Source organism: Caproiciproducens sp. MSJ-32 (genome assembly GCF_018918055.1).
Classification (GTDB): Bacteria; Bacillota; Clostridia; order Clostridiales; family Clostridiaceae; genus Clostridium.
On the sequence record NZ_JAHLPS010000027.1, the window covers coordinates 1 to 15,890 of the forward strand.

A 15,890-nucleotide genomic window follows, 5' to 3' on the forward strand; every position below is an offset into this window, starting at 1 on the left:
ATCGTCGGTGTACTGGTCAGCAGACGTACCCGCCGCCGCGGTTGAACATGATGCGGATAGGAAATGTGAAGCTCAGCGGCTATGCATTTTTTTGGAGGAAAGCATGAAAAAATTACTATCTATTATTTTCTTGAGGATCTGGTTTTTTATCAACGTTTTCCTCTTTAATATTATTTTCTTTATTAATATCTTGTTTTTGTGTACATCCGGTTGAAATTATTGAAATAAATAGTAAGAGAGGGATTAAAATAATAGATAGTAATTTTTTCATGCTTTCCTCCAAAAAAATTTTATTAAGTTTATTACATAATTATAAATATATTATTAAATAATATATATCGTTATTGTATATAAATAAAACCTAATATTATACTATTATTATAGTATATTTTATTGCTATTATTAAATTTATTTAATTATAAAGAATTAGAAATTTAAGGGATGGTATATGAAAAGAAAATATAAAGTAATTATTCCAACTATTATTGTAAGCTTTTTGCTTGTTGGATTTTATTTATCAAAAGATAAAATTACAACTTATTTTCATGCTTATCAAAAATATAAAAATATTACAGAAGAAAATACTGCAATAGACACTAATTTGGATAAAGAAGAGATTAGGGAATTAATAACTGTTGATTATAATGCTATTGAATATAAAAATACTAATAATGTTCCATTAACGTTAGATATATATGGTCCTAAGAAATTAAAAAGAGCTACTTCACCAGTATTAATATATGTTCATGGTGGAAGCTGGGCATATGGAACTAATGATATTCCAAAGTTTATGCAGCCTATTTTAGATTTTTTTAGGGAAGAAGGCTTTACTATAATAAGCACTCAGTATGAACTTATGAAGGATGAAGTAATCTTTTATAAGCAGATATGTGATATAAAAGATACGATAAGATGGATAAATAAAAATAGAGAAATATATAATTTTGATACAGATAATATAGGAATTATAGGAGTTTCTTCTGGAGCTCATTTAGCTATGATGGCTGCTTATAGTGAAAAGGATGATTTTATAGATGATAGAGATTTAATGAATTACGATTCTGATATAAAATACCTAATAGATTTATTTGGACCAACTGATTTAAGTACTTTAGACATAAGCAATGCTGACAGCACTTTTAAGGAAATAATAAATTCTTTAGGAGATAAGAAAGAAGAAATTTTAAAGGAATATAGTCCAATAAATCATATAGGAGCAGGAGAACCTAATACTTTAATAATTCATAGTACTGATGATAATTTAGTTCCTTATAAAAATGCAGAAACTTTATATAAAAAATTAGTTAATACAAAGAATAAAGTAAAAATATTAACTTTAGAAGGAACAAGTCATGATTTTTCAGATTTTAATCAGGAGAATATTAAAGATATTGGCATAAATATATTTAAGTTTATTATTGATAATTTATAAAAATATCTTAATGGCTGTTTAATCAGCCATTTTTTTGTAAAAATATAGTTAACATATTGTAAATATCCATATATAAAATTGAAAAGAAGTGTATAATCTATAATATATTTTTTTACAGGAGGAATGGAATGTTATCACTTAAAAATATAACAAAATCTTATATAACAGGTGAATTTAAACAAGTAGCTTTAGATGGTGTCAATTTAAATTTTAGGGAAAAAGAGTTTGTTTCTATTTTGGGACCTAGTGGTTCAGGTAAAACTACTTGCTTAAATATCATTGGAGGTTTAGATAGATATGATAGTGGGGATCTAATAATTAATGGAAAATCAACAAAAAATTTCAAAAATTCTGAGTGGGATGCTTATAGAAATAATAGTATAGGCTTTATCTTTCAAAGTTATAATTTAATAAATCATTTAACTGTTCTTGATAATGTTGAAATTGGAATGACATTAAGCGGAGTATCTGCAAAAGAAAGGCATAGAAAAGCTAAGGAAGCCTTAGAAAGGGTAGGTTTAAAAGATCATATTCATAAAAGGCCAAATCAATTATCAGGTGGACAGATGCAGAGAGTTGCAATTGCAAGGGCTTTAGCTAACGATCCTGATATTATTCTAGCTGATGAGCCTACAGGAGCTTTAGATACTAAAACAAGCATTCAAATTATGGAACTTATAAAGGATATAGCAAAAGATAAGCTTGTTATTATGGTTACTCATAATCCAGAACTGGCAAATAAGTATTCAGATAGAATAATAGAATTTAGAGATGGAAGAGTAATTTCAGATTCTAATCCTTTAGAAGAAGAAAAAAGTGATTTATTATATAATCTTAAAAAAACAAGTATGAGTTTTTTAACTGCCTTAAAAATATCAGGAATGAATATTAGAACAAAAAAGATGAGGACTTTTCTTACCGCTTTTGCTTCAAGTATAGGAATTATAGGAATAGCTTTGATATTATCTTTATCAAATGGTTTTGATAAGCAAATAGATATATTTGAAACAGAAACTTTATCAGGCTTTCCTATAATGATTACTCAAACTACAACAGAAATAGATTTTAACGATATGAAGAGAGAACGAAATAAGGCTCTTGGTTTGGAAGAAGATGAAGGGAAATATCCAGATACAGAAGTTATTTATCCATATAATAGGGAGGAAAATACTCATACCCATAAAAATATTATAACTAAGGATTATGTAGATTATATTGAAGATATAGATAAAAACTTATTATCAGGTTTATCTTATACTCGTTTAGTAAATATGAATTTATTAAAGATGGTAGATGGTGTTGCAACAACAATAAATGCACAAGATTTAAATCTTTCCTCATATCCAATAAGTACAGGCGAAAATGAACAAGAATATTTAGTAAAAAATTATGATTTATTATATGGAAGTTATCCTAAAACAATGAATGATTTAATATTAATAGTTGATGAATATAACAAAGTTGACACTAAGGTCTTAGATGCTCTGGGAATAGACAGCAGTGTAGAAGAGATAGATTTTAAAGATATAGTAGGTTATGAAATAAAAGCAGTGCAAAATGATGACTATTATAAAAAGGTTGGAAATTACTTTACATTAGCAGCAAGTCCTAGTGATATGAGCAGTCTTTATAATGATGAAAATTCTATTTCATTAAAGATTTCTGGTATTTTAAGGCTTAAAAAAGATGTAAGTATTCCAGTTTTACAAAGTGGCTTAGCATATTCAGATGAGCTAAGTAAAAGTTTTATTGAAAATGCAAAAAATTCAGAAGTAGTTAAGGCTCAATTAGCTGCAGATTATAATGTTTTTACTGGAGAAAGTTTTTCAACATCAAAGGGCAGTCAAATGATGATGGAAAGTTCAAGTTTAAATACTAAAGAAAATATTCTAGCGTCTTTAGGGGCAACTGAGGTTCCTTATATGATAACTTTATATCCAAAGGATTTTACAACAAAAGATGAAATAGTAGCTTATTTAGATAAATGGAATGAAGGAAAAGAAAAAGATGATATGATAATTTACAATGATATGGCAAGTACAATTGTAAGTTTATCAAGTGGAATAATGGATGCAATAACCATGGTTCTTATAGCATTTGCTGCCATATCTTTAGTAGTTTCTTTAATAATGGTTGGAATAATTACATCTATATCTGTTTTAGAGAGAACAAAGGAAATAGGTGTTTTAAGGGCTTTAGGTGCAAGAAAGAAAGATATATCAAGAGTGTTTAATGCTGAAACTTTTATAATTGGATCTCTTTCAGGATTTCTTGGAATATTTATAGCTTGGCTTTTAACTTTCCCAACAAATAGAATATTGTATAGATTAACCGATTTAGAAAATGTAGCAGTTTTAAACCCAGTTCATGCAATATTACTTTTAATAATTAGTGTTTTTTTAACTATGCTTGGCGGATTTATCCCTGCAAAGAATGCAGCAAAGAAAGATCCAGTAGAAGCATTAAGAAGCGAGTAACTTCAATTTATAATACATAAAAACTAGATTTTTAGTTAGATAAAAAGCTAAAAGTGAGACTATGTAAAAAAATTATTCTCTTTTTTTACATAGTCTTTTTATAATTTTGTAATATTTTAAATGGTATTTTGAAAAAATAATAAAAATATGCCTTGTGTTTTAAAATTATATTGCATTTAGCCTAATATTAATGTATAATTCAATAAAAATTAAATATGTTCGGATGAAGATAGTGGGAGAGAGGTATATTGCCCACCGAAGAAGTAAATCTTTCAGGTAAAAGGACCGCTATTGGACGAACCCTTGGAGAGACTCGAAAGAGCACCGAAGGAGCAAAGTAATTATATTACTTAAACTCTCAGGTAAAAGGACAGGGGAATGGTATAGGTTTATAAATATATAGGCTTTTTAGCTATTCTCCTCCATAATTAAAATATTAAGGAGGATTTTTTTATGCTAGAAATTTTAGAAAAGATGGAGCTAGTAGTAAAACAGATAGGAGTTGTATTACTTGGACCTCCATTTTTAATTTTATTAGTAGGGACAGGAATTTATCTTACATTTAAGCTTAGATTTATACAAGTATTTAAGCTTCCTTTAGCTATAAGGTATATTTTTGAAAAGGAAGAGAATGAAAGTAAAGAACTAATTGGAGAGGTAAGTAGTTTTGGAGCATTATGTACAGCTTTATCAGCTACAATTGGTACAGGCAATATTGTTGGAGTAGCTGCTGCCATTAAAACTGGAGGACCAGGATCATTATTTTGGATGTTAGTTGCTGCTTTTTTTGGAATGGCAACTAAATATTCAGAAGGATTACTTGCCATAAAATATAGAGAAAAAGACGAAAATGGAGAAATGTCAGGAGGTCCTATGTATTATATAGAAAAAGGGTCTTGGTTTAAGATGGCTTGCAAAGATCTTTGCTGTATTTGGGGTGGGAGTAGCTTTGCTTGGAATAGGTACATTTGGACAAGTTAAATCTATATCTGAGGCTGTTAAGTTAACTTTTAATATACCCCTAGTAGTAACAGCTGCCATAATTACAATAATTGTTGCCTTAGTTACATTAGGTGGTATTAAAAGAATAGCAAGTGTATCTGAAAAGATAGTTCCTTTTATGGCAATTCTTTATGGTATTGGAGCAATAATAGTATTAGTTCTTAATTTAGAAAAAATACCAGAAGCAATAAAGTTAATTCTTTTAGGCGCTTTTAAGCCAAAAGCAGTTTTAGGTGGATCAATAGGAATTACTATTTTAACTGCAATGAGAAGTGGGGTTAGCAGGGGATTATTTTCTAATGAATCAGGACTTGGTTCAGCACCTATAGCTGCGGCTGCTGCAAAGACAAAGTCTCCAGCAAGGCAAGGATTAGTATCAATGACTGGAACTTTTATTGATACAATGGTAGTATGTACAATGACAGGAATAGTAATCATTTTAACAGGTATTTATGAAGGAAATTTAGAAGGAGCTGCTTTGACAACAGCTGCTTTTAAAACTGGTATTCCACTTGGTAATTTAGGAGTATATATAGTTAACCTAGGCCTTATTTTCTTTGCTTTTACAACTATAATTGGATGGAATTATTATGGAGAAAGATGTATAGAATATCTTGCTGGAGTAAAAGCAATTAAACCTTATAAAATTATATTTATAGTTCTTGTGGCAATTGGATCTTTTTTACCTCTAGGATTAATATTAGGAATAGCTGATATAGTAAATGGACTTATGGCTATACCTAATTTAATAGGTCTCATAGGTCTCAGAGAAGTAATTGTTAGTGAAACAAACATTTATTTAGAAAAACTAAAGGAAAAATAAAGATTAGTTTAGATAGATATGTTAAAGAAGGAAAATAATAAGTAAAGAAATATTAATTTTTAAAACTACTAAGATAAGAGATTTGGTTAAATTAGGGATATCTAATAAATCAATATCTCTATATCTCAGTAGTTTTTCTTTATATTTATATTATAAAGAATTTGCTAAGAAATCCTTCATGGTTTGTATTATTTTATAAATATCTTTTCTTGTTATCCAGTAGTGAGTTACAAATCTTAATTTACCATTTTCTGAATAGTTGATTTTGATTCCATTTTTTATAAAATATTCACTTAAGGCTTCAGTATTAATTTTTTTATTAAATTTAAAGAAAACCATATTAATTTTTACATTATTTAAATCTACAGTTATTTCTGGGATTTTATTTAATTCTTCTGCAAGGAACTTAGCATTATCATGATCATCCTTTAATCTTTTAGTCATATCTTTTAAGGCTATTATACCAGCAGCTGCTAAATAACCTGCTTGTCTTAGTCCGCCTCCTAAAATTTTTCTTTTCTTTCTTGCTTTTTTTATAAATTCAGTATCTCCAGCTAAAATAGATCCAACTGGTGCACACAATCCCTTAGAAAGACAGAACATAACAGAATCACAGTATTTGGCGATTTCTTTAACATCAACATTTAAATATGTAGCTGCATTAAAAACTCTGGCTCCGTCTAAATGGACAGGTAAATTATATTTTTTAGCAGTTTTATATATTTCCTCCATATTTTCAAGAGATAGAACATTTCCACTTGAATGAGCATTTTCAATACATATTAAAGAAGTTGAAGGGAAATGGATATCTTCTTCTTCAAATCTGATTCTTTTTTCAATATCTTCTTTTGTAATAACTCCATTTAGAGTTTCTATTGTCCTAAGCTGGACGCCTGCAATTATAGCACTTGCACCAACTTCATGAACAACAATATGATTAGAATCAGCTAAAATAACTTCGCTGCCCCTTTTGCAGTGAGTAAATAATGCTAGCTGGTTTCCAAAGGTACCAGAAGGAACAAATAATGCTGCTTCTTTTCCAACAATTTCTGCAGCTAATTTTTCTAATTCATTAATAGTAGTATCATCACCATATACATCATCACCAACTTCTGCCTTAAACATAGCTTCTTTCATAAAATCTGGCTGTAGAGTAACTGTATCACTTCTTAAATCTATAAAATTTTTCATTGATAACGCTCCTTTTACAACAATTAATTCTATTATATTATAATGAAATTAATTGGTAAAATATATAGAAAATATTGTTAGAATTCTGAATTGAATGAGCTGATTGGATATAATCTATAGTTATGATATTATATAAATGATAATATTACATAAATAAAAAGGATTGATGAAAAATGAAAACTAACTATCATACACATAATTTTAGATGTAATCATGCAGTAGGAAATGTTAAAGATTATATTATTGAGGCGATAAAAAATGAATATGATGAAATTGGTTTATCAGATCATATGCCCCATCCAGGTAAAAATATTGATAATGTAAGTAGAATGAAATATGAAGAATTAGTTGAATATTTTAAAGAAATAGATGAAGCAAAAAATAAATATAAAAATGAAATTTCTATAATGAAGGGAATGGAATGTGAGTATTTTGAAGATTATGATTGGCTTTATAAAGAGCTAAGAGAGAAATATAAGGTAGAATATTTAATCTTAGGAGTTCATTTTTTTCCATACAAGAATAAATGGTATTATGTAGGAGATATTAACTTAAATGAAGAAAGTTTAAAAGTTTATACAGATTATGTAATAAAATCAATGGAAAGCAGGAAATTTGATTATTTAGCACATCCAGATCTTTTTGGGATAAGCTATAGAAATTGGGATGAAAATACAATTAATGCTTCAAGAAGAATATTAGAAACTGCTGAAAAATTAGATATGCCCATAGAAATAAATATAAACGGAATTAGAAGACCTATGGTTAGATATAATTTAGGAGAAAGATATGCATATCCCATAAAAGAGTTTTGGGAATTATCTAAAGAATATAATGTTAAAAGAATAATTGGAGTTGATGCTCATAATCCATTAAATTTTGAAAATATGGAATGGGGATTAAACTTTGTTAAGGAAATTAAAATAGATGTAATAGAAAAATTAAATTTATAAAAAAGTATTATTATTTTAGAAGTGTAACTATTGTTACCGAAATACTAAGTTATTTATGGTATTCTAAATACACATTAAGAATATTAAATGAAAATAGTATGGAGGAAGCTTATGAGTTTATTTTTAGGTAAAATACATTACTGGATGTTTAATAAAATAATATGGTTTCAAAATTTAGAAGTAGAACTAGAAAAACTTGCAAAAAATGAAGGATTAAATACAGAAGAAATTTTAAAAAAGTTAGATGAAAGATATGGTAGGAAAGTTGAAAATAGACCCTTAGAAGAAATTATAGATCAAGGAAATATTCATGGTTGGTTACAAGATAGGATAACAATAGCTGAAAATAGACTTTCAGCATTAACTGCGGAATTATTAAAAATTGAAGACATTAATGAAAAAATAGAAGAAATCTATATAAGCCAAGGAACTGCTGCTGCAGAAGAAGTTAAGGGAAATAATAAAGCAGCAGAGGATGCAATAGCTATTTATAATTTAGTAAATGACTATATTTTAGATGGTATGCCTTGTGATAGAGTTAATTTAATAATAGAGCATGAAGAAGACAAAGTTCTATGGGAAAGAAGAATTTGTGTTCACAAAGATATTTGGGAAGATAAAAATATCGATGTAAATTATTTCTATGGATTAAGAGATTTATGGATAAAAACTTTTGTTGAAGAAGTAAATGCTAACTTCCAATATAGAAAGTTATCTGAAACTGAAATGGTAATAGAAAAAATAAGGTAGGTGAAGATGATGGATGCTATTAATTTAATGGTAGAAGAGCATAAAAATATTAAGCTTATGCTAAAGATAGTTAGAAAAGTTTCTCTTGATATAATGAATGGTGGAGAAGTAAATTTTAATGAATTTGATAAGATTATTGATTTTATAAGAAATTATGCCGATAAGCATCATCATAAGAAAGAAGAGGATTATTTATTTAATAAAATGGTTGAGGAAATTGGACCAACTGCTGAAAAAGTAGTAAATCAAGGTATGCTTGTTGAACATGATTGGGGAAGATTATTTATAAGAAGACTTGATGAAGCCTTAAAGGATTTAAAAGAAGGAAAAGAAGAAGCCAAATTAGATATAGTTGCAAATGCAGTAGGATACACTAATTTATTAAAGGATCATATTCATAAAGAAGATAATGTAATATATAATTTTGCAAGAAGACAATTAAAGGCAGAAACCCTTGAAAAAATTAATGAAGAATGTGAAAGCTTTGAAGAAGAAACAATTGAAGAAGCAAAAAAATATTTAGATATTTTAACAGATTTAGTGAAAAAATATGAAATTGAAATGGAGGAATAATAAATGATAACAAAGGACATGACTATAGGAGAAATTCTTAGAGTAAAGGAAGATGCTGATAAAATATTAATGAGCTTTGGAATGGGATGTATTGGATGTCCATCATCACAAGCAGAATCTTTAGAAGATGCAGCACAAGTTCATGGATTAAATTTAGAACAACTATTAGAAGCTTTAAATAGATAATTAAATCTATAATATATTTAAAAATAAAAGGATCTGTAGATACAGGTCCTTTTATTTTTTAAACCTGTTTATAATAAATGAAAAGTTAAATACAAATAATAAATAACAATGTAACATAGTTACATAAAAAAATTAAATTTTATACTATGATAATACTACAGAGAAAGTTAAATAGGAGTGAGAAAATGTTTGGAATATTTAAAAAAGATATAAATAAAGCAATTAATGTGAACGATCTTGATAATTTAATAGAAAAAATTGATTTAATAGATATAAGAGAAAAATATGAGTATAATAGAGGAAGAATAAGGACTTCTAAAAATATTCCAATGAATGAACTATTAAATAATACAGATAAATATTTGAAAAAAGATAAGGAGTATTATATAGTCTGTCAATCTGGAGGAAGAAGTGCTAGAACTTGTAGTTCTTTAAGGGCAAAGGGGTATAATGTTGTAAATGTTTCTGGTGGAGTTGGTTCATACTTAGGAAAATATAGAGAATAAAATAATACTTTAGTAGGAGGATTAGCTATGAAAAAGAAGATATTGATCGTTGGGGGAGTAGCAGGAGGAGCCTCAGCTGCAGCAAGATTAAGAAGGCATAGTGAAGAAGACGAAATAATTATTTTTGAAAAAGGACCTCATGTTTCTTTTTCAAATTGTTCACTTCCATATCATTTAAGTGGGATTATTGAAGATGCTGATAAACTTGTACTTATGAGTCCAGAAAAGTTTAAGGTTCAATATAATATTGATGTTAGAGTAAATTCAGAGGTAATATCAATAGATAGAAAGAATAAGTCAGTAGAAGTTAGAGATTATACAAGAAATGAGGTATATAAAGAAAAATATGATAAATTAATTTTATCACCAGGAGCAAAACCAATAGTTCCTAAAATAGAAGGTATTGAAAAGGTAAAAATATTTACAATTAGAAATGTTGTGGATATAGATAAATTAAATAGTTTTGTAAAAAAATTAGATAGAAAAGATATTACAGTAATTGGCGGGGGGTTTATAGGGGTAGAAACTGCCGAAAATTTAAGGGAAGCTGGATATAAGGTTACTTTAGTTGAAGGTTCAGAACAAATTTTAAGGAATTTTGATTATGATATGGTACAAATTCTTCATAAGGAAATTTATGACAATGATGTGGATTTAATAGTTAATGATAAGGTTAAAGCTTTTGATAGAAATAAAGTTATATTAGAATCTGGAAGAGAAATTAATACAAAAGCAGTTGTATTGGCTATAGGTGTAATACCAGAAACAAGCTTAGCTAAGGAGGCAGGACTTGAAATAGGAAAAACAGGTGCTATAAAGGTTGATAGAAATTATAGAACTAGTGATAGAGATATTTATGCAATAGGAGATGCAATTGAAGTTTATAATGCCTTAACTCATGATTATTTTAAACTTTCTTTAGCAGGTCCGGCCTTAAAGCAGGCAAGAGCAGCTGCAGATCATATTAATGGAAGAAAAGTTTTAAATAAAGGATATATAGGCTCTTCTGCCATTAAAGTTTTTAGTTTAAATGCTGCAGCTACTGGTTTAAATGAAAATTTAATTAAAGCCTCAAATATAAAGATAAATTATGATATTGTAAGGCTAATTGCAAACGATAAGGTTGGAATTATGCCAGATGCAGCTCCAATGCATTTTAAGCTTTTATATGAAGTTGAAACAGGGAAAGTATTAGGTGCACAAGCAATTGGAAGAGGAGATGCAGCAAAGAGAATAGACATAATAGCAACATTAATAAAAATGGGTGGAACAATTGAGGATTTACAAGATTTAGAATTATCTTATGCTCCACCATACAGTACAGCAAAGGATGTTGTAAATTATGCAGGTTATATAGCAGGAAATATTTCAAATGGAGATTTTAAGCAAATTAATGTGGATAAGTTAAGGGAATTGGTAGAAAACAATGCTTTTATAGTTGATGTAAGAGAAAGAATGGAATATGAAAATGGTCATATAAAAGGTACAGTAAATATTCCTTTAAGTGAATTAAGAGTAAGATATAAGGAAATTCCAAAGGATAAACCAGTTTATCTTCATTGCAGAACAGGACAAAGAAGCTATAATGCAGCAGTTGCTTTAAAGAACTTAGGTTTTGATAATGTAATCAATATAACCGGAAGCTTTTTAGCTTTATCTTATTATGAATATTTTAATGATAAAGTATTAAATAGAGAACCTATAGTTACAAAATATAATTTTAAATAGTAATAATTCAAGTTTTGATAAAAGCTGATTTCTATAATTGAAAGCAGCTTTTATTTTTATATGAAAGTTGTTGTAAAATGCGAGAATATGGTAATATTAAAAAAGAAATAAAAATAGAAAAGAGGATAAATATGAAAAAAGTTGAAGAAAGATTTTTAGAATATGTAAAGATAAATACTAAGTCTGATGAAACTACTGGAACAACACCAAGTACAAAGGAGCAGTTAGTTTTAGCTGAAAAGCTATATGACGAGTTAAAAAAATTAGGTCTTAAAGATGCTAGAATAAGTGAATACGGATATGTTTATGCAACTTTAGAAAGTAATATTGATAAAGATATACCGACTATAGGTTTTATAGCCCATATGGATACAGCACCAGATTATTCTGGAAAAAATGTTAAGCCTCAGATAATAGAAAATTATGATGGTGGAGACATTAAGTTAAATGATGTTGATATTTTATCACCAAGTTTTTCAAAGGAATTAAAAAATTATGTTGGTCAAAGACTTATTACAACAGATGGAACAACCCTTTTAGGTGCAGATGATAAAGCTGGAATTGCTGAAATTATGACTGCCATAGAATATTTAGTTGAAAATCCTGAAATAAAGCATGGAACAATAAAAATAGCTTTTACTCCAGATGAAGAAATTGGAGAAGGAGCAGATCATTTTGATGTAGAGGGTTTTGGAGCTGATTTTGCTTATACAATGGATGGTGGAACTATTGGAGAACTTGAATTTGAAAACTTCAATGCTGCATCAGCAAAAGTTATAATTCATGGTGTTAATGTTCATCCTGGTTATGCAAAAAATAAAATGATTAATTCTATCATGGTTGCTAATGAATTTATTAATGCACTGCCTCTTGAAGAAGTTCCTGAAAAAACTGAAGGACGTGAAGGTTTTAATCATTTAACTGATATTAATGGAACAGTAGAAAAAACTACTTTAAATTATATAATTAGAGATTTTACAACTGAAGGATTTGAAGAAAGAATTAAGGATTTCGAGGATATTACAAGAAGTTTAAATGAAGTTTATGGTGAAGGAACGGTAGAGCTTAGCATTAAAGAATCTTACAGAAATATGAGAGAAAAAATAGAACCGCTTATGCATATAGTTGAAACTGCAAAGCAATCAATGATAGATTCTGGAATAACTCCAAAAATAACTGCTGTTAGAGGTGGTACTGATGGAGCTAGATTATCCTTTATGGGACTTCCAACACCTAATATATTTGCTGGAGGAGAAAATTTTCATGGAAAATATGAATATATTCCGATAGAATCTATGGAAAAGGCAGTAGAAGTAATAATAAATATTATAAAAGCTTATGCAAATAAATAGTATAAATAGGCCCCTTTTTGGGGCGTTTTTTAAGTTCAAGAATTTTTTTAAATGTGTACTTAATAAATGTGCAAATATAAGATACAATAAAGAAGAGAAATTAATTAAAAAGAGGTGATAAATAAAATAGGGAAAATAACTATTTATGTTGAAAATCAAGAAGAAGTAAAGAAATTCTGTACAGAAAAAGTCGGTTTTGTTGTTAAAGTTGATGATCTTATGAAGATGCCTTACGGTTCAATCTTTACCTTCTATGATCAAGATGGAAATGAATATTTAGTAAGAGAGGATAGGTATTAACAATTAATATGAAGACTGCGGAATATTATATAGATAAATTAGGATTAGAAGCTCATATTGAAGGGGGATATTTTAAGCAAAGTTATTTATCTGAGGATAAAATCAAGGAAAATAAAAATTATTGATGAAAAGGGAAATTTAATAGAGAAAAAGTTAGGACTTAATATAGATAAGGATTAATATTATAATATTTTTAAAAGGACAGTATTTTAGGATAGTTGCTTATAGGTGCTGTCTTTGTTTTTGCACAATATATTGTATTCTATAAATTTACTATGCAATATATATAGGAAAAATTTATTAATTATAGAGAAAAATCATAGTATATAGAGAAAAAAGGAAGTGTATAGAATTGTTTTAGGTAAATGAGATTTGAAGAAAATGCAGCAGAAAATTTTTTAGTGTATAATCTACTTCGATATTATAAAAATTTATATTGGGGGAATAAGTTTGGGAATGAAAGTTATTAAAAGAGATGGCAGCTTGGTAGATTTTGATAAAAGGAAAATAAAAGAAGCAATTTTAAAAGCAATGAAATATGGTAGTGGGATATATCTAGAAGATGTAGCAATTAATATTTCAAATGATGCAGAAGAATTTTTTAGGAATAATGATGAAATTCCGACAATACATAAAATAGAATCTTATGTTTATGATAGGCTGGTATATTATGGACAGGCAGTTACTGCAAAAGCTTATGAGGGATATAGAGCAGTTCAAGAATTTAAAAGAAATACTAATACAACAGATGAAAGTATTTTAAATCTTTTAAATAAAACAAATGAAGATGTTATGAAGGAAAATTCTAATAAGAATTCAGTTATTGCAGCAACTCAAAGAGATCTTATTGCTGGAGAAGTATCAAAGGATATATCAAGAAGAAGATTAATACCTGCGCATATAGTACAAGCTCATGATGAAGGGGCAATACATTGGCATGATATGGATTATACTCTCTCTAATATTTTTAATTGTTGCTTGATAAATTTAGAAGATATGCTGAATAACGGAACAGTTATTAATGATAAGCTTGTAGAATCTCCAAAATCCTTCAGCACTGCATGTACTGTAACTACTCAAATAATGGCACAAGTTGCAAGTAATCAATATGGGGGTCAAAGTATTACCATAAAGCACTTGGCAAAATTTTTAAAAATTACAGAAGAAAAATATTATAAGATATTTAAAGATAGAAATATAGATGATGAGTTAGCTAGATCCTTAGCAAAGGATATGAAATTAAAAGAATTAAAAGATGGAGTTCAAACAATAAGATATCAGTTATCTACTTTACAGACAACAAATGGACAATCTCCTTTTAGTACAATTTATCTTGAAATAGAAGTAGGACATCCTTATGAAGAGGAAATGGCCTTAATATGTGAAGAAATGATTAAGCAGAGATTAGAAGGAATGAAAAATTATAAGGGACAAGAAATAGGAGAAGCCTTCCCTAAATTAGTATATCTTTTAGATGAACATAATTGTTTAGAAGGTGGAAAATACGATTATATAACAAAACTAGCAGCAAAATGTACAGCAAAAAGATTAGTTCCAGATTATCAATCAGCTAAAATTATGAGAAAAAATTATGAAGGAAATACTTTCCCACCAATGGGTTGTAGATCGCACTTAAGTCCTTGGAAAGATGAAAATGGAAATTATAAATGGTATGGAAGATTTAATCAAGGGGTTGTTTCTTTAAATTTACCTCAAATTGGTATCATTGCTAAAGGGAATATGGATTTGTTTTGGGAAATATTAGATAAAAGACTTGAGCTTTGTAAAGAAGCACTTTTAATTAGACATAATATGCTGCTTGGAACAACTTCAGATGTTTCACCAATTCATTGGCAGCATGGAGCAATTGCTAGGCTAAAAAAAGGTGAGAAGATAGATAAACTGCTTAAAAATGGATATTCAACTTTATCTTTAGGGTATGTAGGGGTACATGAAATGGTTCAAGCAATGCTTGGAAAAAGTCATACAACAAAGGAAGGAGAAAAATTTGCCTTAGAGGTAATGAATTATATGAATGAGGCCTGCCAAAGATGGAAAAAAGAAACTGGATTAGGCTTTAGTTTATATGGAACTCCAGCAGAAAATCTAATATATAGATTTTGTAAAATAGATAGAAGCAGGTTTGGAATAATAAAAAATGTAACAGACAGGCTGTATTATACAAATTCATATCATGTCCATGTTTGTGAGGAGATAGATGCCTTTAGTAAGTTAAAATTTGAATCTCAATTCCATAATATAAGTCTTGGTGGATGTATATCTTATATTGAGGTTCCTGATATGACAAGAAACCTTGAAGCTATAGAACAGGTAATTAATTATATTTATCATAACATACAATATGCAGAAATAAATACAAAACCAGATATATGCTATTCTTGTGGATATACAGGTGAAATAAAGCTTGATGAAAATCTAGAATGGTATTGTCCATCTTGTGGTAATAGAGATGAAAGTGAAATGCAAGTTATGAGAAGAACTTGTGGTTATATAGGAACAAATTATTGGAATAAAGGCAGAACAGCAGAAATAGGAGATAGAGTTCTTCATTTATAAAAAGTATTTATTAATTTATAAAATTAATAATAAAGAAGGG

Annotated in this window: 14 protein-coding genes, 1 pseudogene and 2 riboswitches; of the genes and pseudogenes, 13 read left to right on the forward strand and 2 right to left on the reverse strand. The window is 28.2% G+C overall.

The annotated features are described in order from the left end of the window. Window positions 1-115: 115 nt before the first annotated feature. The gene (locus KQI16_RS03055) at window positions 116-271 is read right to left on the reverse strand and encodes a hypothetical protein (protein WP_216432130.1); all 156 of its coding nucleotides are present in this window, start codon (window positions 269-271) and stop codon (window positions 116-118) included. Between the two features lie 177 nt (window positions 272-448). Here KQI16_RS03055 and KQI16_RS03060 point away from each other — a divergent pair, with 177 nt between their 5' ends. The 3 genes and pseudogenes from KQI16_RS03060 (at window position 449) to KQI16_RS03070 (ending at window position 5,734) form a co-directional block, all read left to right on the forward strand. Continuing rightward, the gene (locus tag KQI16_RS03060) at window positions 449-1,432 is read left to right on the forward strand and encodes an alpha/beta hydrolase (protein WP_216432132.1); all 984 of its coding nucleotides are present in this window, start codon (window positions 449-451) and stop codon (window positions 1,430-1,432) included. 128 nt (window positions 1,433-1,560) lie between these two features. After that, complete coding sequence (locus tag KQI16_RS03065; RefSeq protein ID WP_216432134.1) at window positions 1,561-3,909, forward strand: ABC transporter ATP-binding protein/permease; 2,349 nt, start codon at window positions 1,561-1,563, stop codon at window positions 3,907-3,909. Between the two features lie 223 nt (window positions 3,910-4,132). After that, window positions 4,133-4,207: riboswitch (glycine riboswitch) on the forward strand. 2 nt (window positions 4,208-4,209) lie between these two features. After that, window positions 4,210-4,286: riboswitch (glycine riboswitch) on the forward strand. Between the two features lie 97 nt (window positions 4,287-4,383). Next, a pseudogene (locus tag KQI16_RS03070) lies at window positions 4,384-5,734 on the forward strand (alanine/glycine:cation symporter family protein). A 150-nt stretch (window positions 5,735-5,884) separates the two neighbouring features. Here KQI16_RS03070 and ltaE read toward each other — a convergent pair. After that, window positions 5,885-6,925, reverse strand: coding sequence for a low-specificity L-threonine aldolase (gene ltaE, locus KQI16_RS03075; protein WP_216432135.1), 1,041 nt, complete (start codon window positions 6,923-6,925; stop codon window positions 5,885-5,887). A gap of 173 nt (window positions 6,926-7,098) precedes the next feature. Between ltaE and KQI16_RS03080 the strand changes: the two genes are divergently transcribed. From KQI16_RS03080 to nrdD, 10 genes are all read left to right on the forward strand, one after another. Next, window positions 7,099-7,878, forward strand: a complete 780-nt coding sequence (locus tag KQI16_RS03080; RefSeq protein WP_216432137.1) for a histidinol-phosphatase — start codon at window positions 7,099-7,101, stop codon at window positions 7,876-7,878. A 111-nt stretch (window positions 7,879-7,989) separates the two neighbouring features. Beyond that, complete coding sequence (locus tag KQI16_RS03085; RefSeq protein ID WP_216432139.1) at window positions 7,990-8,628, forward strand: hypothetical protein; 639 nt, start codon at window positions 7,990-7,992, stop codon at window positions 8,626-8,628. A gap of 9 nt (window positions 8,629-8,637) precedes the next feature. Then, window positions 8,638-9,201 carry a hemerythrin domain-containing protein gene (locus tag KQI16_RS03090; RefSeq protein WP_216432195.1) on the forward strand — a complete coding sequence of 188 codons (564 nt, stop codon included), beginning with the start codon at window positions 8,638-8,640 and terminating at the stop codon, window positions 9,199-9,201. Window positions 9,202-9,204: 3 nt separating this feature from the next. Next, window positions 9,205-9,387: a DUF1858 domain-containing protein gene (locus KQI16_RS03095; RefSeq protein WP_216432140.1), complete on the forward strand. Its 183-nt coding sequence runs from the start codon at window positions 9,205-9,207 to the stop codon at window positions 9,385-9,387. Window positions 9,388-9,572: 185 nt separating this feature from the next. Then, window positions 9,573-9,893 (forward strand): rhodanese-like domain-containing protein, encoded by a 321-nt coding sequence (locus KQI16_RS03100; protein WP_216432142.1) that lies wholly within the window; start codon window positions 9,573-9,575, stop codon window positions 9,891-9,893. 27 nt (window positions 9,894-9,920) lie between these two features. Then, entirely contained in the window at window positions 9,921-11,621 is a 1,701-nt protein-coding gene (locus KQI16_RS03105) for an FAD-dependent oxidoreductase (RefSeq protein WP_216432143.1), read from the forward strand. A 131-nt stretch (window positions 11,622-11,752) separates the two neighbouring features. Continuing rightward, a complete protein-coding gene (gene pepT / locus KQI16_RS03110) occupies window positions 11,753-12,973 on the forward strand; it encodes a peptidase T (RefSeq protein WP_216432145.1) in 1,221 nt (406 codons plus the stop codon). A gap of 114 nt (window positions 12,974-13,087) precedes the next feature. Further along, on the forward strand, window positions 13,088-13,273 hold the full coding sequence (locus KQI16_RS03115) for a hypothetical protein (RefSeq protein ID WP_216432146.1): 186 nt from the start codon (window positions 13,088-13,090) through the stop codon (window positions 13,271-13,273). Between the two features lie 8 nt (window positions 13,274-13,281). Continuing rightward, complete coding sequence (locus KQI16_RS03120; RefSeq protein WP_216432148.1) at window positions 13,282-13,398, forward strand: cupin domain-containing protein; 117 nt, start codon at window positions 13,282-13,284, stop codon at window positions 13,396-13,398. A 331-nt stretch (window positions 13,399-13,729) separates the two neighbouring features. Further along, window positions 13,730-15,850 carry an anaerobic ribonucleoside-triphosphate reductase gene (gene nrdD / locus KQI16_RS03125; RefSeq protein ID WP_216432197.1) on the forward strand — a complete coding sequence of 707 codons (2,121 nt, stop codon included), beginning with the start codon at window positions 13,730-13,732 and terminating at the stop codon, window positions 15,848-15,850. Window positions 15,851-15,890 lie beyond the last annotated feature (40 nt).

Excerpts from the sequence above, each read along its gene's own strand:
- KQI16_RS03055 (WP_216432130.1), bottom strand. The coding sequence starts at position 271 with ATGAAAAAATTACTATCTATTATTTTAATCCCTCTCTTACTATTTATT.
- KQI16_RS03060 (WP_216432132.1), top strand. The coding sequence starts at position 449 with ATGAAAAGAAAATATAAAGTAATTATTCCAACTATTATTGTAAGCTTT.
- KQI16_RS03065 (WP_216432134.1), top strand. The coding sequence starts at position 1,561 with ATGTTATCACTTAAAAATATAACAAAATCTTATATAACAGGTGAATTT.
- ltaE (WP_216432135.1), bottom strand. The coding sequence starts at position 6,925 with ATGAAAAATTTTATAGATTTAAGAAGTGATACAGTTACTCTACAGCCA.
- KQI16_RS03080 (WP_216432137.1), top strand. The coding sequence starts at position 7,099 with ATGAAAACTAACTATCATACACATAATTTTAGATGTAATCATGCAGTA.
- KQI16_RS03085 (WP_216432139.1), top strand. The coding sequence starts at position 7,990 with ATGAGTTTATTTTTAGGTAAAATACATTACTGGATGTTTAATAAAATA.
- KQI16_RS03090 (WP_216432195.1), top strand. The coding sequence starts at position 8,638 with ATGGATGCTATTAATTTAATGGTAGAAGAGCATAAAAATATTAAGCTT.
- KQI16_RS03095 (WP_216432140.1), top strand. The coding sequence starts at position 9,205 with ATGATAACAAAGGACATGACTATAGGAGAAATTCTTAGAGTAAAGGAA.
- KQI16_RS03100 (WP_216432142.1), top strand. The coding sequence starts at position 9,573 with ATGTTTGGAATATTTAAAAAAGATATAAATAAAGCAATTAATGTGAAC.
- KQI16_RS03105 (WP_216432143.1), top strand. The coding sequence starts at position 9,921 with ATGAAAAAGAAGATATTGATCGTTGGGGGAGTAGCAGGAGGAGCCTCA.
- pepT (WP_216432145.1), top strand. The coding sequence starts at position 11,753 with ATGAAAAAAGTTGAAGAAAGATTTTTAGAATATGTAAAGATAAATACT.
- KQI16_RS03120 (WP_216432148.1), top strand. The coding sequence starts at position 13,282 with ATGAAGACTGCGGAATATTATATAGATAAATTAGGATTAGAAGCTCAT.
- nrdD (WP_216432197.1), top strand. The coding sequence starts at position 13,730 with ATGAAAGTTATTAAAAGAGATGGCAGCTTGGTAGATTTTGATAAAAGG.